Consider the following 21,217-nt stretch of genomic DNA (forward strand, 5'->3'; position numbering starts at 1 on the left):
AGAGATTGACCGAAGCGAGCCGCCACGATGCGGCCCGATCCCTTTCAACGCCGGTTCGAGAGGCTTCTTCATGGCCGACCACGCAACCCACGACGCCCAAGCGAGGGCCAGCCTGCATCTGTTGGTGCGGGACATCGAGCGGGTCCGGCGGCAGGTGGACGCGCTGCGCACGCTCACCGCCCAACTGGGCAACGTCTACCGTCCCCGCCGCTCCGGCCCGTCCACGGGCTTCGTCGTCTACGGCCGGGCCCCGGCCCCCACCGTCAGGCTGGCCCAGGAACTGCGCGACAGCGTCGAGACCCTGGTCACCGCGGCGGTGGACTTCGACCGTTCGCTGGGCTTCTCCTGGGACGCGGTGGGCTCCGCGCTCGGGGTCACCAAGCAGGCGGTGCACCGGCGCTACGGCGCCCGCCGCAACGCCCGGCAGACGGGGGCGGGCGAGACCGCCGCGGAGACGGCGGTGCCGCGCGCCCTGCCGGGCCCGGCGAACCCGTCCGCGCTGCCCGTGGTGCCCGCCGCGCGCTCCATGCCGCCGCAGCCGGGCGACCGTCCGGCGCTCCGGGACGACCTGCGCCCCGGCGTCTTCCCCGGTCCGCGCAACGGCTGACCGCTCCGCCCCTGCCCCGCCGTGTCCGACGCCCGGCGGGGCAGCCGTACATCCACGCACACCCCCCACCACCGAATCCACCGGCGGCCGGCCGCATCCGCGGTCGGCCGCCGTACGGGTCCTTCGGCCCTCCGCCGCCCCGTCACCCGATGTCCGGCGGGTCCACCCTGATCCGGACCTGCTCGCCGCCGCCCCGGGAGGTGCGCGCCGCCTGCGCGGCCTTCAGCGCGGCGGCCAGCGCCGCCCCGCGGCCCGGCGGCACCCGGAGGAGCGCCCGCTCCCAGGACTCCCCCTGCGGCGCCTCCCCGGGCCTGCGGGGCCTGCCCGGCACGGCGGACGGCACCGGGACCGGGCCGAGCACCTCGGCCTCCGGCGGCAGCTCGGCCGCCGTCATGAACGCGGCGAGCGCCTCCGGCGTCCCCGTCACCGCCGCCATCCGGGAGACCGGCGGGAAGCCCAGCTCGGCCCGTTCCGCCAGTTCGCGGCGGGCGTGTCCGACCGGGTCCCAGCGCACCAGGGCCTGCACCGGCCGCAGCGTCGGCTCGGCGACGATCACCACCGTGCCCCGCTCCCGCTGCCCGCGCACCAGCGCGGCCGCTGCCGTCCAGCGGCGCAGCGCCTCCTCGCCCGCCCGCAGATCGGGCCGGCCGACCATCGCCCAGCCGTCCAGCAGCAGGGCGGCCGCGTAACCGCCCTCGGCCACGGGTTCGGCGCCAGGGGTGCTGACCACCAGCGCCGGTGCCGCCGGTACGGAGTCGAGGACGTGGTCGCGGCCCGAGGTCCGCACCGGCACGTCCGGAAACGCCCGGCCCAGCTCCTCGGCCGTGCGGCGGGCGCCGACGACACTGGCCCGCAGCCGGGCCCCGCCGCAGGCGACACAGCGCCAGGCGGCCTCGGCCCGTCCGCACCAGGCGCATTCGAGGTCCTGCTGGTCGACCGCCTGGAGCGGCCCGGAGCAGTGCCGGCACCGGGCGGGTTCGCGGCAGCGCTCGCAGGCCAGCCGGGGAACGTAGCCGCGGCGCGGCACCTGGATCAGGACGGGGCCGCCGCGCAGCCCGTCCCGCACCGTCTGCCAGGCCAGGCTGGGCAGCCGCGCGGCCCTGGCGGCGCCGTCCCTGGCCAGCTCCCCGTCGCCCACCGTGCGCACCAGGGGCGCCGCGGTCCGCAGCTGCTCCCGGTCCGCGGCCAGCGGCAGCGCCCAGCCGCTCTCCACCAGCTGGGCGGCCTCCACGGTGCAGCTCGTGCCGCCGAGCAGGAACGCGCACCGGCTCTGCGTCGCCCGCAGTTCGAGCACCTCGCGGACGTGCGGGAAGGGAGCGTTGTCGTCGCTGTGGCTGGAGTCCCCGTCGTCCCAGACGGCGACCAGGCCGAGGTCGGTGACGGGCGCGAACATCGCGGCCCTCGTCCCGACGACCGCGCGCACCGAGCCGCGCCGGATCGCGAGCCACTGGCGGTAGCGCTTCTCCGGGCCGGACTCGGCGGTCAGCAGCGCGTGCCGGCCCGGACCGAGCAGCGCGGTGAGCGCCGCGTCCACCCGGCCCGCGGTCCGTCCGTCCGGCATGACGACGAGTGCGCCGCGCCCCGATGCGAGGGTCGCGGCCATGGCCCTGGCGATCTCCTCGGGCCAGTGGGGGCCGGGCAGCGCCGTCCACACGGCCCGGGGCGCCCCGCCCCCGGCCAGCGCCCGCAGGAACGCCGGCCCCTGCGGATACCGCTCCCAGCTGCCCGCCGACGGGGCGGGCGGCCGGGGCAGGGGCTCGGGCGAGGGCGCGGACTCGGCCCTGCCGTTGCGGGGCGGAACGGCCAGCTGGAGCACATCGGCGAGGCTGCCGGCGTAGCGGTCGGCGACGGCGCGCGCGAGGGCGAGCAGCTCCGGCCCCAGTACCGGTTCGGGCGACACGACGTAGGCGAGCGCGGCCAGGGCCCCGGGGTAGTCCGACTCGGCGAGCCGTTCGACGAGGAAACCGTCGATCAGCCCGCCGCCCTCGCGCCGTCCGCCCCGGACGTTGCGCCCGCCGGCCCCGAAGCGCACCCGCACCCGTACCCCGGGCCGGGCCTCGGCGTCGAGCTCCTCGGGCACCGCGTAGTCGAAGTACTGGTCGAGGTGGAGCGCGCCCTTGTTGACCAGGACGCGGGCGACGGGCAGCTCCGGGGCGAGGGCGGCACCGCGCCAGGTGCGCGGCTTGGCCCGCGGCACCTTGGCCCTGCGCACCGTCTCCCGGATCAGCGCAAGCTGCTCCGGGGCCCCGCCTTCGGGGTCCTCGGACCGCTCGTCTTCGCTGCTCACAGCCAAATTCCTACCAGACGGCACCGACAGCGGCCCCGGCCCGACAGCGGCCCCGGCGGCCCCGGCGTACGGGCGAAGTGCGGTGGGCCTACAGCCCGGCCGCCGCGCGCAGCGCGTCCACCCGGTCGGTGCGCTCCCAGGTGAAGTCGGGCAGCTCGCGGCCGAAGTGGCCGTACGCCGCGGTCTGGGCGTAGATCGGGCGCAGCAGGTCGAGGTCGCGGATGATCGCGGCCGGGCGCAGGTCGAAGACCTCGCCGATGGCGTGCTCGATCTTCTCGGTGTCGATCGCGGCGGTGCCGAAGGTCTCGACGAACAGGCCGACCGGCTCGGCCTTGCCGATCGCGTACGCGACCTGGACCTCGCAGCGGGCGGCCAGGCCGGCCGCGACGACGTTCTTGGCGACCCAGCGCATCGCGTACGCGGCCGAGCGGTCCACCTTCGACGGGTCCTTGCCGGAGAAGGCGCCGCCGCCGTGCCGGGCCATGCCGCCGTAGGTGTCGATGATGATCTTCCGGCCGGTCAGACCGGCGTCGCCCATCGGGCCGCCGATCTCGAAACGCCCGGTCGGGTTGACCAGCAGCCGGTAGCCCTCGGTGTCGAGCTTGATGCCGTCCTCGATCAGCTGCGCGAGCACGTGCTCCACGACGAACTCGCGGATGTCGGGCGCGAGCAGCGAGTCGAGGTCGATGTCGCTGGCGTGCTGCGAGGAGACGACGACGGTGTCGAGGCGGACGGCCTTGTCGCCGTCGTACTCGATGGTGACCTGGGTCTTGCCGTCGGGGCGCAGGTACGGGATGGTCCCGTTCTTGCGGACCTCGGAGAGCCGGCGCGAGAGCCGGTGCGCGAGGTGGATCGGGAGCGGCATGAGCTCGGGCGTCTCGTCGCAGGCGTAGCCGAACATCAGGCCCTGGTCGCCGGCGCCCTGCTTGTCGAGCTCGTCCTCGTCGCCCTCGACGCGCTTCTCGTAGGCGGTGTCGACGCCCTGCGCGATGTCGGGCGACTGCGCGCCGATGGACACCGAGACGCCGCAGGAGGCGCCGTCGAAGCCCTTCTTGGAGGAGTCGTAGCCGATTTCGAGGACCTTGTTGCGCACGAGGTTCGGAATGTCGGCGTAGGCCTTGGTCGTGACCTCACCCGCGACGTGCACCAGACCGGTGGTGATCAGGGTCTCGACGGCGACCCGGGAGGTCGGGTCCTCACGGAGCAGTGCGTCGAGGATGGTGTCGCTGATCTGGTCGGCGATCTTGTCGGGGTGGCCCTCGGTGACGGACTCCGAGGTGAAGAGACGGCGGGACACATCGCTCCCTGGGGTTGCAGCGGCTGCTGGCTGATCATTTGGCGGACCGCCGGGAGCTGCGCCCGACACGGTCCTGGATCAGTTTATCGGTCGCTTCCGCCCGGCGGACAGTGTGTCTCGCCCCTTGGGAGTTCTGTGACCGGCCCCACGCTCCCCCGGCGGCCGCCGACCGGCCTCCGGAAGCCGGTGTTTCCCCGTGTTTCAGGGGTTCCGGCCCGGTCGGCGGCATGAAACAAGAATTTCACCCCAGGCGTACCGACACGAGGTCCCAGACCGTGTCGGCGAGTGCTTCCTTGGGCCCGTACGGCACCTGGGTCTCGCCGCCGTCCGCCGCGAGCACCACCGCCTCGTTCTCCTCCGCCCCGAAGGTCCTGCGCTCCCCCACCTCGTTGACGACGAGGAGGTCGCAGCCCTTGCGGCGGAGCTTCTCCCGGCCGTTGGCGAGGACGTCGTCGGTCTCGGCGGCGAATCCCACGACGATCTGGCCCGGCCGGGCGCGTTCGCCGGCCACCTCGGCGAGGATGTCGGGGTTGCGGACGAGCGTGATGGGAGCGGGCTCCTGCCCGTCCTTCTTCTTGATCTTCCCCGTGGCGTACTCGGCGGGGCGGAAGTCGGCGACCGCCGCCGCCATCACGACCACGTCGGCGTCCGCGGCGGCCTTCAGCACGGCCTCGCGCAGCTGGACGGCGGTCCCGGCGTGCAGGACGTCGGCCCCGGCCGGGTCCGGCAGACCGGTGTTGGCCTCGACGAGGGTGACCCGGGCGCCGCGGGCGACCGCGGTGCGGGCCAGCGCGTAGCCCTGCTTGCCCGAGGAACGGTTGCCGAGGTAGCGCACCGGGTCGAGCGGCTCGCGGGTGCCGCCCGCGCTGATCACGACGTGGCGCCCGGCCAGGTCGGGCTCGACGGGTCCGCGGGCCAGCACCCGGCGGCAGACCTCGAAGATCTCGCCGGGGTCGGGCAGCCTGCCCTTGCCGGTGTCGACGCCGGTGAGCCGGCCGACGGCGGGCTCGATGACGACGGCGCCGCGGCGGCGCAGCGCGGCGACGTTCTCCCGGGTGGCGGGGTGCTCCCACATCTCGGTGTGCATGGCGGGCGCGAAGACGACCGGACAGCGGGCGGTGAGGAGGGTGTTGGTGAGCAGGTCGTCGGCGAGGCCGTGGGCGGCCCTGGCGAGCGTGTCGGCGGTGGCGGGGGCGACGACCACGAGGTCGGCGCCCTGCCCGATCCGGACGTGCGGGACCTCGTGGACGTCGTCCCAGACCTCCGTGGACACCGGGTGGCCGGAGAGCGCCGACCAGGTGGCCTCCCCCACGAAGTTCAGCGCCGACCCGGTCGGGACGACGCGCACGTCGTGTCCGGACTCGGTCAGCCGGCGCAGCAGCTCGCACGCCTTGTACGCGGCGATGCCCCCGCTGACCCCAAGAACGACCTTCGGCTTGTCCACTGCGTCTCCCCGCACTCGGATACGAACACCCCCATGCTGCCTCACCGTGCCCGTGCCGACGCCGTCGCCCCGGACACGCCTCGGGCCCGGCTGCCGTGGCGGCCGGGCCCGAGGTGAAGGTGCGATTCCTGCTTACTGCGCGGGGCCCTCGATGGCCTCGGAGGTGAGCAGGCCCGCGTTGATCTCGCGGAGCGCGATCGACAGCGGCTTCTCGTGGACGTGGGTGTCCACGAGCGGGCCGACGTACTCCAGGAGACCCTCGCCGAGCTGCGAGTAGTACGCGTTGATCTGGCGCGCGCGCTTGGCGGCGTAGATCACGAGGCTGTACTTCGAGTCGGTGGCCTCGAGGAGCTCATCAATCGGCGGGTTGATGATGCCCTCGGGCGTGGTGATGGAAGAGGACACTCTCTGCCTTCCGAAGGGGGTAAAGATCAAAGAAAACTTTGACGGTGCGGGGTTCCGCCGTGCTTGCCAGGGCCGGTCACGACTGCGTCGTACTGCGGTTCGGCGATTCAGTGATGCGGTGGTGCTGCGACTCGCCGAGTCGGTGATTCAGCCGTGCGTCAGTCGCTAGCCGGCACGGTGGCCGGAAGCCTCCAGCATCAAGGCTAGCAGCTCACGGGCCACGTCCTCGACGGAGGTGTTGACCAGCGTCGTGTCGAACTCGGCCTCGGCGGCCAGTTCGACCCGGGCGGCGGCGAGCCGGCGCTCGATCACCTCGGGCGCCTCGGTCCCCCGGCCGGTGAGCCGGCGGACCAGTTCGTCCCAGCTCGGCGGGGCCAGGAAGACCAGCTGGGCCTCCGGCATCGACTGCCGGACCAGCCGGGCGCCCTGGAGGTCGATCTCCAGCAGCACCGGCTCTCCCGCCTCCAGGCGGTCGAGCACGGCGCGGCGGGGCGTGCCGTAGCGGTTGCCCGCGAACTCGGCCCACTCCAGCAGCTCGCCGTTGGCGATCAGCTTGTCGAACTCCCCGTCGTCCACGAAGAAGTAGTGGACGCCGTCGCGCTCGCCGGGGCGCGGCTTGCGGGTCGTCGCCGACACCGAGAGCCAGACCTCGGGGTGGACCTTGCGCATATGGGCGACGACCGTGCTCTTGCCGACCCCGGAGGGGCCGGAGAGCACGGTCAGCCGCGGACGTACGTCCGGGGGTACGGGGGACGTCCCCCGGGATGTTGCAGCCATGCAGCGATTATCCAGGTTCTCGGGGGTGCCCGAGAACGTCAGGCGGCGCTGCCGCCGAACTCACGCTCCAGGGATGCGATCTGGTTGGAGCCGAGACCTCGGACCCGACGGCTCTCGGAGATGCCGAGCCGCTCCATGATCTGCTTGGCGCGGACCTTGCCCACGCCCGGCAGGGACTCCAGGAGGGCGGAGACCTTCATCTTGCCGATGACGTCGTTCTCCTGGCCCTGCTTGATGACCTCGTGGAGGGAGGCGCCGGAGTGCTTGAGTCGATTCTTGACCTCGGCCCGCTCCCGGCGAGCCGCGGCGGCCTTTTCGAGCGCGGCTGCGCGCTGTTCAGGGGTAAGGGGCGGAAGAGCCACGCCTACGTCACCTCGGATGTCGATCTGTCGGATACGGACCGGTGAGGACGCAGATCGCCCCGCACCAGGTGAGCGACGAACACTTCGTGCGCGTCGGCTCTCGACGGAGACTAGCGGCCAAGACCGCCCGAGTCAGCGAGAACCAACGAAAAGTCCTGGTCAGCCTTGGCCGACCAGGACATTTCAGGCATAACAACCGAGTTTTTTGGTCAGGAAACAGCCAACGGGCTGTTGCGTGGCCCGTTCACCCATCCGAGACGGCGGCCCGGATCTCGTCCGCGAACCGTTCCGCGGCCGCCCGCAGCCCCGCCGCGTCCGGTCCGCGACTCAGTACGCCGCGGCTCACGCTGGGCACCACATTGCCCACCGCGTCGCCGAAGACGCCGGGCAGATCCGCGGGGGTCGCCCCCTGCGCCCCGATCCCGGGGGCGAGCAGCGGCCCGTTGATCGCCAGGTCCGCCCCCGCGTCCCCGAGCGTCGCGCCGACCACCGCGCCCACCGAGCCGAGCGGGCTCGCCCCCGCGTTCTCGGCGGCCATGTGGTCCAGCATCAGCTGGGCCAGCGAGCGGCCGTCGGCGGCGGTGGCGCGCTGCACCTCGGCGCCCTCCGGGTTGGAGGTGAGGGCGAGCACGAAGACGCCCGCGCCGGAGGCGGCCGCCGCGTCGAGCGCCGGGCGCAGCGAGCCGAAGCCGAGGTACGGCGAGACGGTGACCGCGTCCGAGAACAACGGCGAGGCCGGGTCCAGGTAGGTCGCCGCGTAGGCGCCCATGGTGGAGCCGATGTCGCCGCGCTTGGCGTCCATCAGCACCAGCGCGCCGGCCGCCCGTGCCTCCTCGACGGCCTTCTCCAGCACGGCGATGCCGCGCGAGCCGAAGCGCTCGAAGAACGCCGACTGCGGCTTCAGCACGGCGACCCGGTCGGCCAGTGCCTCGACGACGGTGCGGGTGAAGCGCTCCAGGCCGGCGATGTCGTCGGCCAGGCCCCAGGAGGTCAGGAGCGAGCTGTGCGGGTCGATGCCCACGCAGAGCGGTCCGCGGGTGTCCATGGCGCGGCGCAGGCGTGCGCCGAAGGGTTCGGGGCTCATGCGGTGGCCTTCCGGGTTTCCGCGCCGACGGCCTCGGCGAGGGTTGCGTACGGGGAGGCGGCCAGGCGCGCGGCCAGGCCCTTGTGGATCGCCCTGGCGTAGAACGGGCCCTCGTAGATGAAGGCGCTGTAGCCCTGGACGAGCGTGGCGCCCGCGAGGATGCGCTGCCAGGCGTCCTCGGCGTTCTCGATGCCCCCGACGCCGACGAGGGTGATCCGGTCGCCCACGCGCGCGTACAGGCGGCCGATGACCTCCAGGGAGCGCGCCTTGAGGGGCGCGCCGGAGAGTCCGCCGGTCTCCCCGGTCAGGGCGGGCGCGGACCGCAGGCCGAGGCCGTCGCGGGCGATGGTGGTGTTGGTGGCGATGATGCCGTCCAGGCCCAGCTCGACCGCGAGGTCGGCGACCGCGTCGATGTCCTCGTCCGCGAGGTCCGGGGCGATCTTGACGAGCAGCGGGACCCGGCGTCCGGTGACGACCCGGTCGGCCGCCTCGCGCACGGCGCCGAGCAGCGGCCGCAGCGCCTCGGTGGCCTGGAGGTTGCGCAGGCCCGGGGTGTTGGGCGAGGAGACGTTCACGACGAGGTAGTCGGCGTGGCCGGCGAGGCGCTCGGCGGACTTCACGTAGTCGCCGACCGCCTCGGCCTCCGGCACGACCTTCGTCTTGCCGATGTTGACGCCGACCGTGGTCCGGAAGACCGGCCTGCGGGCGGCCAGCCGGGCGGCCACGGCCGCCGAGCCCTCGTTGTTGAAGCCCATGCGGTTGATCAGCGCGCGGTCCGCGACGAGGCGGAAGAGGCGCTTCTTGGGGTTGCCGGGCTGCGGCTCGCCGGTGACGGTGCCGATCTCGACGTGGTCGAAGCCGAGCATCGCCATGCCGTCGATCGCGACGGCGTTCTTGTCGAAGCCGGCGGCGAGGCCGAAGGGGCCGTGCATGCGCAGGCCGAGGGCCTCGGTGCGCAGCTCCTCGTACCGGGGCGCGAGCGCGGCGGCGACGAAGGTGCGCAGCACGGGGATGCGGGCGGCGAGGCGGATCCACCGGAAGGCCAGGTGGTGGGCCTGTTCCGGGTCCATCCGCTTGAAGACCAGCTGGAAGAAGAACTTGTACATCGGGGGTGTCCTCGGTGTCCTCACGGAGAGGGGGACACCGTTTCCGGTGTCCCCCTGTGGAGTGGCTAGTCGCGAGCCGCTGTCAGGTGTTCCGCGTGTTCCTGGAGGGAACGGACGCCGACGCCTCCGTGGGTGAGGGCGTCGATGCCCTGGACGGCGGCGGCGAGCGCCTGCACCGTCGTCAGGCACGGCACGGAGCGGGCCACGGCCGCGGTGCGGATCTCGTAGCCGTCGAGCCGGCCGCCCGTTCCGTACGGGGTGTTGACGATGAGGTCGACCTCGCCGTCGTGGATCAGCTGGACGATGGTCTTCTCGCCCTGCGGGCCCGTGCCCTCGGACTGCTTGCGCACGATCGTGGCGTTGATGCCGTTGCGCTTGAGGACCTCGGCGGTGCCGGAGGTGGCGAGCAGCTCGAAGCCGTGGGCGACGAGTTCGCGCGCCGGGAAGATCATCGAGCGCTTGTCGCGGTTGGCGACCGAGATGAAGGCGCGGCCCTTGGTGGGCAGCGGGCCGTACGCGCCGGCCTGCGACTTGGCGTACGCCGTGCCGAAGACCGAGTCGATGCCCATGACCTCGCCGGTGGAGCGCATCTCCGGGCCGAGGACGGTGTCGACGCCGCGGCCGTGGATGTCGCGGAAGCGCGACCACGGCATGACGGCCTCCTTGACGGAGATCGGCGCGTCGAGCGGCAGGGTGCCGCCGTCGCCGTTCGCCGGGAGCAGGCCCTCCGCGCGCAGCTCGGCGATGGTCGCGCCCAGCGAGATGCGGGCGGCGGCCTTGGCGAGCGGGACCGCGGTCGCCTTCGAGGTGAAGGGGACGGTGCGCGAGGCGCGCGGGTTGGCCTCCAGGACGTACAGGATGTCGCCGGAGAGCGCGAACTGGATGTTGATCAGCCCGCGGACGCCGACGCCCTTGGCGATGCCCTCGGTGGAGGCGCGCAGCCGCTTGATGTCGAAGCCGCCGAGCGTGATCGGGGGCAGCGCGCAGGCGGAGTCGCCGGAGTGGATGCCGGCCTCCTCGATATGCTCCATGACGCCGCCGAGGTACAGCTCGGTGCCGTCGTAGAGCGCGTCGACGTCGATCTCGATCGCGTCGTCGAGGAAGCGGTCGACCAGGACCGGCCGGGTGGGGCTGATCTCGGTGGACTCGGCGATGTACGAGGCCAGCCGCGCCTCGTCGTACACGATCTCCATGCCGCGTCCGCCGAGCACGTAGCTGGGGCGCACGAGGACGGGGTAGCCGATCTCGTCGGCGATGGCCTTGGCCTCGTCGAAGGCGGTGGCGGTGCCGTGCTTCGGGGCGGGCAGCCCGGCCTCGGCCAGGACCCGGCCGAAGGCGCCGCGGTCCTCGGCGGCGTGGATGGCCTCCGGGGAGGTGCCGACGACCGGTACGCCGTTGTCCTTGAGCGCCTGCGAGAGGCCCAGCGGGGTCTGGCCGCCGAGCTGCACGACGACCCCGGCGACGGGGCCCGCGAGGGTCTCCGCGTGGACGATCTCCAGCACGTCCTCGAGCGTCAGCGGCTCGAAGTACAGACGGTCGGAGGTGTCGTAGTCGGTGGAGACGGTCTCCGGGTTGCAGTTGACCATCACGGTCTCGTAGCCCGCGTCGCTGAGCGCGAAGGAGGCGTGGACGCAGGAGTAGTCGAACTCGATGCCCTGGCCGATGCGGTTCGGACCGGAGCCGAGGATGATCACCGCGGGCCTGGTGCGCGGCGCGACCTCGTTCTCCTCGTCGTAGGAGGAGTAGAAGTACGGCGTCTTCGCGGCGAACTCGGCGGCGCAGGTGTCGACCGTCTTGTAGACCGGGCGGATGCCCAGCGCGTGCCGCACCTCGCGCACGACGTCCTCGCGCAGGCTGCGGATGTCGGCGATCTGGGCGTCGGAGAAGCCGTGCCGCTTGGCCTCGGCGAGCAGCTCGGGGTCCAGCTCGTCCGCGCCCGCCAGTTCGTCGGCGATCTCCTTGATCAGGAAGAGCTGGTCGACGAACCAGGGGTCGATCTTCGTCGCCTCGAAGACCTCCTCCTGGGTGGCGCCGGCCCGGATCGCCTGCATGACGGTGTTGATCCGGCCGTCGGTCGGGCGGACCGCCTCGGCGAGCAGCGCGGTCTTGTCGCCGGGCTCGCCGGTGAAGGAGAACTGCGAGCCCTTCTTCTCCAGCGAGCGCAGCGCCTTCTGGAGCGCCTCGGTGAAGTTCCGGCCGATCGCCATGGCCTCGCCCACCGACTTCATGGTGGTGGTGAGGGTGGAGTCGGCGGAGGGGAACTTCTCGAAGGCGAAGCGCGGGGCCTTGACGACGACGTAGTCGAGGGTCGGCTCGAAGGACGCCGGGGTCTTCTCGGTGATGTCGTTGGGGATCTCGTCGAGCGTGTAGCCGACGGCCAGCTTGGCGGCGATCTTGGCGATCGGGAAACCGGTGGCCTTCGACGCGAGCGCCGAGGAGCGGGAGACGCGCGGGTTCATCTCGATGACGATGACCCGGCCGTCGTCGGGGTTCACGGCGAACTGGATGTTGCAGCCGCCGGTGTCGACGCCGACCTCGCGGATGATCGCGATGCCGATGTCGCGCAGCCGCTGGTACTCGCGGTCGGTGAGCGTCATCGCCGGGGCGACGGTGATCGAGTCACCGGTGTGGACGCCCATCGGGTCGAAGTTCTCGATGGAGCAGACGACCACGACGTTGTCGTTCTTGTCGCGCATCAGCTCCAGCTCGTACTCCTTCCAGCCGAGGATGGACTCCTCCAGGAGCACCTCGGTGGTCGGGGAGAGCGTCAGGCCCTGGCCGGCGATGCGGCGCAGTTCGTCCTCGTCGTGGGCGAAGCCGGAGCCGGCGCCGCCCATGGTGAAGGACGGGCGGACGACCACGGGGTAGCCGCCGAGCGTGTCGACGCCCGCCAGGACGTCGTCCATGGAGTGGCAGATGACCGAGCGGGCGGACTCGCCGTGGCCGATCTTGGCGTTGACGGCCTCGACGACGCCCTTGAACAGGTCGCGGTCCTCGCCCTTGTTGATGGCCTCGACGTTGGCGCCGATGAGCTCGACGCCGTACTTCTCCAGGACGCCGTTGCCGTGCATGGAGATCGCGGTGTTGAGCGCGGTCTGGCCGCCCAGGGTGGGCAGCAGCGCGTCGGGGCGCTCCTTGGCGATGATCTTCTCGACGAACTCGGGGGTGATCGGTTCGACGTACGTGGCGTCGGCGATCTCCGGGTCGGTCATGATCGTCGCCGGGTTGGAGTTCACCAGGATGACGCGCAGGCCCTCGGCCTTGAGGACGCGGCATGCCTGGGTGCCGGAGTAGTCGAACTCGGCGGCCTGGCCGATGACGATCGGGCCGGAGCCGATGACCAGGACGGACTGGATATCGGAGCGCTTAGGCACGCTGGCCCTCCATCAGGGTGACGAAACGGTCGAAGAGGTACGCGGCGTCGTGCGGGCCCGCGGCGGCTTCGGGGTGGTACTGGACGCTGAAGGCCGGCTGGTCGAGGAGCTGGAGCCCCTCGACGACCTGGTCGTTCAGGCAGACGTGGGAGACCTCGGCTCGGCCGAACTTCGTGTCGGACACCTTGTCGAGCGGGGCGTCGACGGCGAAACCGTGGTTGTGCGCGGTGACCTCGACCTTGCCGGTCGTGCGGTCCTGCACGGGCTGGTTGATGCCACGGTGGCCGTACTTCAGCTTGTAGGTGCCGAAGCCGAGGGCGCGGCCCAGGATCTGGTTGCCGAAGCAGATGCCGAAGAGCGGGGTCTTCCGCTCCAGGACGCCCTGCATGACGGAGACCGGGTGGTCGGCGGTGGCCGGGTCGCCGGGGCCGTTGGAGAAGAACACGCCGTCGGGCTCGACCGCGTACACCTCCTCCAGGGTGGCGGTGGCGGGCAGCACGTGCACCTCGATGCCGCGCTCGGCCATCCGGTGCGGGGTCATGCCCTTGATGCCGAGGTCGATCGCGGCGACGGTGAACTTCTTCGTGCCGATCGCGGGGACGACGTACGTCTCCTTGGTGGCGACCTCGGCGGAGAGGTCGGCGCCCACCATCTCGGGGGCCTCCTCGACGCGGGCCAGCAGCGCGGCCTCGTCGGCGATCGTGTCGCCGGAGAAGATGCCGACGCGCATGGCGCCGCGCTCGCGCAGGTGGCGGGTGAGCGCTCGGGTGTCGATGCCGCTGATGCCGACGACGCCCTGGCGCTCCAGCTCCTCGTCCAGCGAGCGCCGCGAGCGCCAGTTGGAGGGGACCCGGGCGGGGTCGCGGACGACGTAGCCGGAGACCCAGATGCGGCCGGACTCGGGGTCCTCGTCGTTGACGCCGGTGTTCCCGACGTGCGGGGCGGTCATCACGACGACCTGGCGGTGGTAGGAGGGGTCGGTCAGCGTCTCCTGGTAACCGGTCATGCCGGTGGAGAACACCGCCTCGCCGAAGGTCTCCCCCACGGCCCCGTAGGCGCGGCCGCGGAAGGTGCGGCCGTCCTCCAGGACGAGTACGGCGGGAGCCTTGGCAGCCCCCCGGGTGGAGATCGTCATCGTGCGGTGCCTTCCGTAGTGCGGGTGAGTTGGTCGATGGCCTCGACCCAGGCCGGGTGCTCGGCGGAGCGGTCGGAGCGGAAGCCGGAGTCGATCAGCTTGTCGCCGTGCGCCCAGGTGATGATCAGCAGGCCGCCCTCGGGCAGGACCTTGCCGGCGATGCCCTTGTCGAGCCGGGCCCCGCGCAGTGCGGCGGCCGGGACGAAGAAGTCGGCCGCGCCGGGGCGCCGGACGTCGAGGCCCTGGTCGGTCAGGGCGAGCTCGACGCGGCTGCGGGTGCCCAGGCCGTGGGCGACGATCCGGTCGAGCCACTGCCCGGCGGTGGTCGAGGCGTGGTAGCGGCCGGTCAGGGTGAGCGGCTGTTCGCCGTCCCCGAAGCCCTCGGGCGTGGTGGCGAGCTCCGGCAGTCCGGACTGGAGGCTCCCCCGCCACTTCCATCCCTGGCGCATCAGCCAGTAGACGAAGGCGATGAAGACGAGCAGTCCGACGACCCAGCTGATGCGGGCGGACCAGTCGGTCACTTCGGCCGACTTCTGCTCCGCGGCGAGTCGGAGGTACAGGTGGGTGGGTGATGTCACGCGAGCTTCCCGTCGACGACCGTGGCACGGCCCCGCAGGAAGGTGTGGGTGACTCGCCCCGGCAGCTCGCGCCCCTCGTACGGGGTGTTGCGGCTGCGGGAGGCGAAGCCCGCGGGGTCCACGACACCACGGTAAGCCGGATCGACCAGGGTGAGGTTGGCGGGCTCACCGGCCGAGACGGGCCGGCCGTGTCCTTCGAGACGGCCGATGGCCGCCGGGCGGAACGACATCCGGTCGGCGACGCCCGCCCAGTCGATCAGGCCGGTCTCGACCATCGTCTGCTGGACGACGGAGAGCGCGGTCTCCAGGCCCACCATGCCCATGGCGGCGGCGGCCCACTCGCAGTCCTTGTCCTCGTGCGGGTGCGGGGCGTGGTCGGTGGCGACGCAGTCGATGGTGCCGTCGGCGAGCGCCTCGCGCAGGGCCTGGACGTCGGCCTCGGTGCGCAGCGGCGGGTTCACCTTGTAGACCGGGTTGTAGGACCGTACGAGTTCGTCGGTGAGGAGCAGGTGGTGCGGGGTGACCTCGGCGGTGACGTCCCAGCCCTTGGACTTGGCCCAGCGGACGATCTCGACGGAGCCGGCGGTCGACAGGTGGCAGATGTGCACCCGGGAACCGACGTGGGCGGCGAGCAGGACGTCGCGGGCGATGATCGACTCCTCGGCGACGGCGGGCCAGCCGCCGAGACCGAGTTCGGCCGAGACGACGCCCTCGTTCATCTGGGCGCCCTCGGTGAGGCGGGGCTCCTGGGCGTGCTGGGCGACGACGCCGTCGAAGGCCTTCACGTACTCCAGCGCGCGGCGCATGATCACCGCGTCGTCGACGCACTTGCCGTCGTCGGAGAAGACCTTCACCCCGGCGGCCGAGTCGTGCATGGCGCCGAGCTCGGCGAGCTGCTTGCCCTCCAGCCCGACGGTGACGGCGCCGACCGGCTGCACGTCGCAGTAGCCGGACTCCTTGCCCAGCCGCCAGACCTGCTCGACGACGCCGGCGGTGTCGGCGACCGGGAAGGTGTTGGCCATGGCGTGCACGGCGGTGAAGCCGCCGACGGCCGCCGCCTTCGTCCCGGTGAGGACGGTCTCGGAGTCCTCTCGGCCCGGCTCGCGCAGGTGGGTGTGGAGGTCGACCAGGCCGGGCAGCAGGATCTGCCCCTCGGCCTCGACGACGGTCGCGCCGGCGGCGTCGAGGCCGGTGCCGACCTCGGCGATGGTCTCGCCGTCGATCAGCACGTCCCGGGGTTCGCCGCCGAGGATCTTCGCGCCGCGGATAAGGATCTTGCTCATGGTTACTTGTTCTCCTCGGTACGGGACGGGGCGGCGGGGGCGGCGGGCTCGGATCCGCCGAGCAGCAGGTACAGGACGGCCATCCGGATCGAGACGCCGTTGGCGACCTGTTCGACGGCCGTGCAGCGGTCGGAGTCGGCGACCTCGGCGGTGATCTCCATGCCCCGGACCATCGGCCCGGGGTGCATGACGACGGCGTGCCCGGGCATCTTCGCCATGCGGTCGCCGTCCAGGCCGTAGCGGCGGGAGTACTCGCGCTCGGTCGGGAAGTACGCGGCGTTCATCCGTTCACGCTGCACACGCAGCATCATCACCGCGTCGGACTTCGACAGCACCTCGTCGAGGCCGTAGCTGACCTCGCAGGGCCACTGCTCGACGCCGACGGGGACGAGGGTCGGCGGGGCCACCAGGGTGACGTGGGCGCCCAGCGTGTTCAGCAGGTGCACGTTGGAGCGGGCCACCCGGCTGTGCAGGATGTCGCCGACGATGGTGATCCGGCGGCCCTCCAGGTCCCGGCCGAGACCGCTGTCGGTCCCGACCAGGCGGCGACGCATCGTGAAGGCGTCCAGGAGCGCCTGGGTGGGGTGCTCGTGGGTGCCGTCGCCGGCGTTGACGACCGCGCCGTCGATCCAGCCGGAGGTGGCGAGGCGGTACGGGGCGCCGGAGGCGCCGTGCCGGATGACGACGGCGTCGGCGCCCATCGCCTCCAGGGTCAGCGCGGTGTCCTTGAGCGATTCGCCCTTGGAGACGGACGAGCCCTTCGCGGAGAAGTTGATGACGTCGGCGGAGAGGCGCTTGGCGGCGGCCTCGAAGGAGATGCGGGTGCGCGTCGAGTCCTCGAAGAAGAGGTTGACGACGGTACGGCCGCGCAGGGTCGGGAGCTTCTTGATCGGCCGGTCCGCGACCCGGGCCATCTCCTCGGCGGTGTCGAGGATCAGGACGGCGTCGTCGCGGGTGAGGTCGGCGGCCGAGATGAGGTGACGCTTCATCTGGGTGTTCTCCGGAGGGTGGAGGGTGAGGGCGTGCGGGCGTGCGGAAGCCGCCGTACGGGCTCGAAGGGCGTCGTACGGGTGGGGTGCGGCTACTGCTCGCCCGCCGGGGAGGCCGGCTGGACACCGAGCAGCACGGCGTCGCGGCCGTCCTCCTCGGCGAGCTGGACCTTGACCGTCTCCCGCAGCGACGTGGGGAGGTTCTTGCCGACGTAGTCGGCACGGATCGGGAGTTCGCGGTGGCCGCGGTCGACGAGGACGGCGAGCTGCACGGCGCGGGGGCGGCCGATGTCGCCCAGTGCGTCGAGCGCGGCGCGGATCGTGCGTCCCGAGAAGAGGACGTCGTCGACGAGCACGACCAGACGGCCCTCGATGCCCTCGCCGGGGATCTCGGTGCGGGCCAGGGCGCGCGCCGGGCGCAGCCGCAGGTCGTCGCGGTACATCGTGATGTCGAGGGAGCCGACCGGCATCTTTCCGCCGGTGATCTCCTCCAGCTTCTCGGCCAGCCGGCGGGCGAGGAAGACGCCCCGCGTCGGGATGCCGAGGAGCACCACGTCGTCGGCGCCCTTGGCGCGTTCGACGATCTCGTGGGCGATCCGGGTCAGTACCCGGGCGATGTCGGGGGCCTCCAGAACGGGGCGTGCCGCATTGCCGAGGGCTTCATGCTGTGCGTCCATAAGAAACGGACCTCCTTCTCCGCCTCACGGGACGGACCTTAAAGGACGTCGAAATTGCGTCATCCACGTTACCAGGGCTTGCGCGGAGCCCCGGTGGCACCCCCGGGAGGTGCCGGTACGGACCTTTCCGGCTTGACGCAGCCAAGTAACGCTGCGTAACCTCACAGTGAGTTACCAGCCACTGCGGCGGAGCCGCAGAATGTTCCAGCGTCCGGGGAGCCTTATGTCCAGCGAATACGCAAAACAGCTCGGGGCCAAACTCCGTGCCATCCGCACCCAGCAGGGCCTCTCCCTCCATGGCGTGGAGGAGAAGTCCCAGGGCCGCTGGAAGGCCGTCGTGGTCGGCTCGTACGAGCGCGGCGACCGTGCCGTGACCGTGCAGCGCCTCGCCGAGCTCGCGGACTTCTACGGGGTCCCGGTGCAGGAGCTCCTGCCGGGCACGACGCCCGGCGGTGCCGCCGAGCCGCCGCCGAAGCTCGTGCTGGACCTGGAGCGCCTCGCCCATGTCCCGCCGGAGAAGGCCGGTCCGCTGCAGCGCTACGCGGCGACGATCCAGAGCCAGCGCGGCGACTACAACGGCAAGGTGCTCTCGATCCGCCAGGACGACCTGCGCACGCTGGCCGTGATCTACGACCAGTCGCCGTCCGTGCTGACGGAGCAGCTGATCAGCTGGGGCGTGCTGGACGCGGACGCGCGCCGCGCCGTCGCCCACGAAGAGGGCTGACGCCCCGCCGAAGAAACGTACCGCCGTGCTGGTGCGGGTTCCCCCTTCCGGGTGCCCGTACCGGCACGGTTTTTTCGTGCGCGGTCCCGTGTCCGCATACGTACGGCGTACGGCTTCGGCGCCGGACGGCGAAGGGCCCGCGGTCGGGTGACTGCGGGCCCTTCGCCGGCTGAACGCCGCCGCGGGTCACTGCTCCCGGCGGAGCTTCGGCTTGAGGTCCTTGAACCGGGCGAGCAGCCCGTTCACGAAGGACGGCGACTCGTCGGTGGAGAACTCCTTGGCGAGCTGGACCGCCTCGTCGAGCACCACCGCGTCCGGGGTTCCGTCCACCCAGATCAGCTCGTACGCACCGAGCCGCAGGATGTTCCGGTCGACGACCGGCATGCGGTCGATCTCCCAGTCCACCGCGTAGGTCGCGATGAGGTCGTCGATGCGGTCCGCGTACTGCGCGTACCCCTCGACGAGCTCCATCGTGTACTCGGTGACCGGGGGCTGACGGCTGTCGGTCCGCGAGTGCCGCACCCAGTCCGCGAGGACCGTCTGCACGGACGCGCCGCGCTGGTCGGCCTCGAAGAGGATCTGGAAGGCGCGCTTGCGGGCCGTGTTACGGGCAGCCACGGTTAGCTGTTCACCCGGCCGAGGTAGTCGCTGGTGCGGGTGTCGACCTTGATCTTCTCACCGGTGGTGATGAAGAGCGGGACCTGGATCTGGTGGCCGGTCTCCAGCGTGGCGGGCTTGGTGCCACCGGTGGAGCGGTCGCCCTGGACGCCCGGCTCGGTCTCCTGGATGACGAGCTCGACGGCGGCCGGGAGCTCGACGTAGAGCACCTCGCCCTCGTGCTGCGCCACGGAGGCGGTGAAGCCCTCGATCAGGAAGTTGGCGGCGTTGCCGACGGCCTTGCGGTCGACGTGGAGCTGGTCGTAGGTCTCCATGTCCATGAAGACGAAGTAGTCGCCGTCCATGTAGGAGAACTGCATGTCGCGACGGTCGATGGTGGCCGTTTCGACCTTCACGCCGGCGTTGAACGTCTTGTCGACGACCTTGCCGGAGAGCACGTTCTTGAGCTTGGTGCGCACGAAGGCCGGGCCCTTGCCGGGCTTGACGTGCTGGAACTCGACGACGGACCAGAGCTGGCCTCCGTCGAGCTTGAGCACCATGCCGTTCTTGAGGTCGTTCGTGGAAGCCACGGTTGCGGAATCTCCTGGACTGAAGCTGGTGGAACGACCGAGGATGCGCGCTAGAGCGCGAGCAGCTCCTTGGTCGTAATGGTGAGTAGCTCGGGTCCGCCGTCCGCCTCGGGGCGCACGACGAGCGTGTCATCGATCCGGACTCCGCCCCGGCCCGGGAGGTGGACCCCCGGTTCGACGGTGACCGGCACACAAGCGTCCAGTTTACCCATGGCCGCAGGTGCCAGCTGCGGGTCCTCGTCGATTTCGAGTCCCACTCCGTGCCCGGTCCACGGCACGAGGTCCCCCCCGTGGTCCGCGGCATCCAGCAGGTGCCGGGCCGCGCGGTCCACGTCGCGGTAGGCCGCGCCCGGCACGAGGGCCTCGCGTCCGGCCCGCTGAGCGGCGAAGACGAGGTCGTAGAGCTCGATCTGCCAGTCGGCCGGTGCCGTGCCGATGACGAACGTGCGGCCGATCTCGCAGCGGTAGCCGCGGTAGTTCGCGCCGAGGCAGACGGAGAGGAAATCTCCTTCCTCCACCCGCCGGTCCGAGGGCCGGTGACGCCCCTGGCCGGAATTCGGGCCGGTGGCCACGGAGGTGGGGAAGGCGGGGCCGTCGGCGCCGTGGTCCACCAGCCGGCGCTCCAGCTCCAGGGCGAGGTGGCGTTCGGTGCGGCCGACCAGGATGGATTCGAGGAGCTCGCCCAGGGCCTGGTCGGTGATCTCGGCGGCGATCCGCAGGCAGGCGATCTCCTCCTCGTCCTTCACCACCCGCAGGTGCTCGACGGTGGCACCCAGGTCGGTCAGCCGCAGCCGGGGCGCGACCGAGCCCATGGCCCGGTGGCGGGAGACCGTCAGGTGGTGCTCCTCCACGGCCAGGGAGTCCGCCCCCGAGGATGCGGCGAGGCCGGCGGCCGCCACCGCCGGATCGCCGTCGAGGGCCGGCAGCGGGAGGACGCGCAGCCGGTCGTCGGTGCGCCCCTCGGCCGGACCGCCGGGCGGGGCCTCTGGGCGGAACAGGACGTCCCCGCCGGGCCCGAGCAGCAGCACGGCCCCCGGTGGCGCCCCGCCCGCGAGATAGCGGACGTTGGCGGGGCGGGAGACCAGGGCGGCCGCGGATCCGGCGGCGGCGCACCGGTCGCGGAGCATCCCTCGGCGGACGGCGTACACCTCTGACATGTCACGAGCCTACGAGTGGTGGCACCGGCCTGCTCGGTCAGCGCACCCGACCGGGGGCCGTCCGGTGGCGGCGGGCTACCAGGCCGGGGGGCTGGCTATGGACCGGGCGAGGACGTCGTCGAGGACGCGGGCGGTGGTCTCGACGTCGTACGTGGAGTTGTCGATGATCGGCAGCCCGGAGCCGTACCACCCGGCCATCCTGCCGTGGATCCGGGCGACCTCCTCGTCCGAGAGGCGGCGGTTCCCGCTGCGGGCGGCGTTGCGCTCCAGGACGATCTCCAGGCCCGGGAGCAGGACGACGGGCAGCAGCCCGGGGCCGACGTGGCGCTTCCAGCCGCCGAGGCCGACGACCGGCCGGTCCGGGAAGACGGCGTCGTCGAGGATGCAGGAAATGCCGTTGGCGAGGAAGTTGCGGGCGGCGAAGCCGCAGGTGCGACGGGCCAGGCGGTACTGCGCCTCGGAGTTGTCGTTCCATCCGGACTGCGGGTCGGCGAAGCCGGAGCAGACCCATTCGCGGACGTCGTCGAGGCTGACGTGGGCGGTGGGGACCCGGCGGCGGCTGGCCCAGAGCCTGGCCACGGTGGTCTTGCCCGCGCCCGCGGGGCCGATCAGCAGGACGGCGAGCGTCGTGCCGCCGGTGCCGGGTTCGGCGGGCGGCGCGGGCAGCGGGACGGGACCGGCGGGCGGCAGCTGGACGTGCCCGGTGGTCTCCCTGGCGGGCGGCGCCGGGGCGTGGCTCGGGGC

Annotated in this window: 20 protein-coding genes; 2 read left to right on the forward strand and 18 right to left on the reverse strand. The window is 72.2% G+C overall.

All coding sequences use genetic code 11. The annotated features are described in order from the left end of the window. The first annotated feature begins 70 nt into the window (after positions 1-70). A complete protein-coding gene (locus tag EAO76_RS03780) occupies positions 71-607 on the forward strand; it encodes a hypothetical protein (protein WP_148833304.1) in 537 nt (178 codons plus the stop codon). A gap of 142 nt (positions 608-749) precedes the next feature. Here the strand turns inward: EAO76_RS03780 and EAO76_RS03785 are convergent, their stop codons facing one another. From EAO76_RS03785 to pyrR, 14 genes are all read right to left on the reverse strand, one after another. Continuing rightward, on the reverse strand, positions 750-2,894 hold the full coding sequence (locus tag EAO76_RS03785) for a primosomal protein N' (RefSeq protein ID WP_148833306.1): 2,145 nt from the start codon (positions 2,892-2,894) through the stop codon (positions 750-752). Between the two features lie 88 nt (positions 2,895-2,982). Then, positions 2,983-4,191: a methionine adenosyltransferase gene (gene metK / locus EAO76_RS03790; protein ID WP_148833308.1), complete on the reverse strand. Its 1,209-nt coding sequence runs from the start codon at positions 4,189-4,191 to the stop codon at positions 2,983-2,985. A gap of 241 nt (positions 4,192-4,432) precedes the next feature. Then, positions 4,433-5,635: a bifunctional phosphopantothenoylcysteine decarboxylase/phosphopantothenate--cysteine ligase CoaBC gene (gene coaBC, locus EAO76_RS03795; RefSeq protein ID WP_148833310.1), complete on the reverse strand. Its 1,203-nt coding sequence runs from the start codon at positions 5,633-5,635 to the stop codon at positions 4,433-4,435. 132 nt (positions 5,636-5,767) lie between these two features. Beyond that, complete coding sequence (rpoZ, locus tag EAO76_RS03800; protein WP_003970369.1) at positions 5,768-6,040, reverse strand: DNA-directed RNA polymerase subunit omega; 273 nt, start codon at positions 6,038-6,040, stop codon at positions 5,768-5,770. A 165-nt stretch (positions 6,041-6,205) separates the two neighbouring features. Then, on the reverse strand, positions 6,206-6,817 hold the full coding sequence (gmk, locus tag EAO76_RS03805) for a guanylate kinase (protein WP_148833312.1): 612 nt from the start codon (positions 6,815-6,817) through the stop codon (positions 6,206-6,208). A gap of 38 nt (positions 6,818-6,855) precedes the next feature. Continuing rightward, on the reverse strand, positions 6,856-7,179 hold the full coding sequence (locus EAO76_RS03810) for an integration host factor (RefSeq protein ID WP_014157387.1): 324 nt from the start codon (positions 7,177-7,179) through the stop codon (positions 6,856-6,858). 244 nt (positions 7,180-7,423) lie between these two features. Then, positions 7,424-8,263 (reverse strand): orotidine-5'-phosphate decarboxylase, encoded by an 840-nt coding sequence (pyrF, locus tag EAO76_RS03815; RefSeq protein WP_148833314.1) that lies wholly within the window; start codon positions 8,261-8,263, stop codon positions 7,424-7,426. Continuing rightward, a complete protein-coding gene (locus EAO76_RS03820) occupies positions 8,260-9,369 on the reverse strand; it encodes a quinone-dependent dihydroorotate dehydrogenase (protein WP_148833316.1) in 1,110 nt (369 codons plus the stop codon). The genes pyrF and EAO76_RS03820 overlap by 4 nt, the downstream gene beginning before the upstream one ends. 65 nt (positions 9,370-9,434) lie before the next feature. Further along, positions 9,435-12,743 carry a carbamoyl-phosphate synthase large subunit gene (carB, locus tag EAO76_RS03825; RefSeq protein WP_148833318.1) on the reverse strand — a complete coding sequence of 1,103 codons (3,309 nt, stop codon included), beginning with the start codon at positions 12,741-12,743 and terminating at the stop codon, positions 9,435-9,437. Next, positions 12,736-13,878 (reverse strand): glutamine-hydrolyzing carbamoyl-phosphate synthase small subunit, encoded by a 1,143-nt coding sequence (gene carA / locus EAO76_RS03830; RefSeq protein WP_148833320.1) that lies wholly within the window; start codon positions 13,876-13,878, stop codon positions 12,736-12,738. Before carA ends, carB begins: the two co-directional genes overlap by 8 nt. After that, positions 13,875-14,456 carry a hypothetical protein gene (locus tag EAO76_RS03835; RefSeq protein WP_148833322.1) on the reverse strand — a complete coding sequence of 194 codons (582 nt, stop codon included), beginning with the start codon at positions 14,454-14,456 and terminating at the stop codon, positions 13,875-13,877. The genes carA and EAO76_RS03835 overlap by 4 nt, the downstream gene beginning before the upstream one ends. Then, entirely contained in the window at positions 14,453-15,739 is a 1,287-nt protein-coding gene (locus EAO76_RS03840) for a dihydroorotase (protein WP_148833324.1), read from the reverse strand. Before EAO76_RS03840 ends, EAO76_RS03835 begins: the two co-directional genes overlap by 4 nt. 2 nt (positions 15,740-15,741) lie before the next feature. Beyond that, entirely contained in the window at positions 15,742-16,728 is a 987-nt protein-coding gene (locus tag EAO76_RS03845; RefSeq protein WP_148833328.1) for an aspartate carbamoyltransferase catalytic subunit, read from the reverse strand. A gap of 92 nt (positions 16,729-16,820) precedes the next feature. Next, positions 16,821-17,405, reverse strand: coding sequence for a bifunctional pyr operon transcriptional regulator/uracil phosphoribosyltransferase PyrR (gene pyrR / locus EAO76_RS03850; RefSeq protein WP_148833331.1), 585 nt, complete (start codon positions 17,403-17,405; stop codon positions 16,821-16,823). 223 nt (positions 17,406-17,628) lie between these two features. Between pyrR and bldD the strand changes: the two genes are divergently transcribed. Further along, positions 17,629-18,129 carry a transcriptional regulator BldD gene (bldD, locus tag EAO76_RS03855; protein ID WP_014044812.1) on the forward strand — a complete coding sequence of 167 codons (501 nt, stop codon included), beginning with the start codon at positions 17,629-17,631 and terminating at the stop codon, positions 18,127-18,129. A gap of 186 nt (positions 18,130-18,315) precedes the next feature. On the opposite strand, the gene nusB is transcribed toward bldD, so the two are convergent. From nusB to EAO76_RS03875, 4 genes are all read right to left on the reverse strand, one after another. Continuing rightward, positions 18,316-18,747 (reverse strand): transcription antitermination factor NusB, encoded by a 432-nt coding sequence (gene nusB, locus EAO76_RS03860; protein ID WP_148833333.1) that lies wholly within the window; start codon positions 18,745-18,747, stop codon positions 18,316-18,318. 2 nt (positions 18,748-18,749) lie between these two features. Further along, positions 18,750-19,316, reverse strand: a complete 567-nt coding sequence (gene efp / locus EAO76_RS03865) for an elongation factor P (RefSeq protein WP_148833335.1) — start codon at positions 19,314-19,316, stop codon at positions 18,750-18,752. Between the two features lie 50 nt (positions 19,317-19,366). Continuing rightward, entirely contained in the window at positions 19,367-20,473 is a 1,107-nt protein-coding gene (locus EAO76_RS03870; protein WP_148833338.1) for a M24 family metallopeptidase, read from the reverse strand. Between the two features lie 75 nt (positions 20,474-20,548). Continuing rightward, positions 20,549-21,217, reverse strand: a 669-nt coding sequence (locus tag EAO76_RS03875; protein WP_187438457.1) for an AAA family ATPase, incomplete at its 5' end; no start/stop codon positions are given.

The organism is Streptomyces sp. sk2.1 (assembly GCF_008120935.1).
GTDB lineage: Bacteria > Actinomycetota > Actinomycetes > Streptomycetales > Streptomycetaceae > Streptomyces.

What these genes read in the sequence shown, in the direction of transcription:
- EAO76_RS03780 (WP_148833304.1), top strand. Translation starts at nt 71, where the DNA reads ATGGCCGACCACGCAACCCACGACGCCCAAGCGAGGGCCAGCCTGCAT.
- gmk (WP_148833312.1), bottom strand. Translation starts at nt 6,817, where the DNA reads ATGGCTGCAACATCCCGGGGGACGTCCCCCGTACCCCCGGACGTACGT.
- pyrF (WP_148833314.1), bottom strand. Translation starts at nt 8,263, where the DNA reads ATGAGCCCCGAACCCTTCGGCGCACGCCTGCGCCGCGCCATGGACACC.
- EAO76_RS03820 (WP_148833316.1), bottom strand. Translation starts at nt 9,369, where the DNA reads ATGTACAAGTTCTTCTTCCAGCTGGTCTTCAAGCGGATGGACCCGGAA.
- carA (WP_148833320.1), bottom strand. Translation starts at nt 13,878, where the DNA reads ATGACGATCTCCACCCGGGGGGCTGCCAAGGCTCCCGCCGTACTCGTC.
- EAO76_RS03840 (WP_148833324.1), bottom strand. Translation starts at nt 15,739, where the DNA reads ATGAGCAAGATCCTTATCCGCGGCGCGAAGATCCTCGGCGGCGAACCC.
- EAO76_RS03845 (WP_148833328.1), bottom strand. Translation starts at nt 16,728, where the DNA reads ATGAAGCGTCACCTCATCTCGGCCGCCGACCTCACCCGCGACGACGCC.
- pyrR (WP_148833331.1), bottom strand. Translation starts at nt 17,405, where the DNA reads ATGGACGCACAGCATGAAGCCCTCGGCAATGCGGCACGCCCCGTTCTG.
- bldD (WP_014044812.1), top strand. Translation starts at nt 17,629, where the DNA reads ATGTCCAGCGAATACGCAAAACAGCTCGGGGCCAAACTCCGTGCCATC.
- EAO76_RS03870 (WP_148833338.1), bottom strand. Translation starts at nt 20,473, where the DNA reads ATGTCAGAGGTGTACGCCGTCCGCCGAGGGATGCTCCGCGACCGGTGC.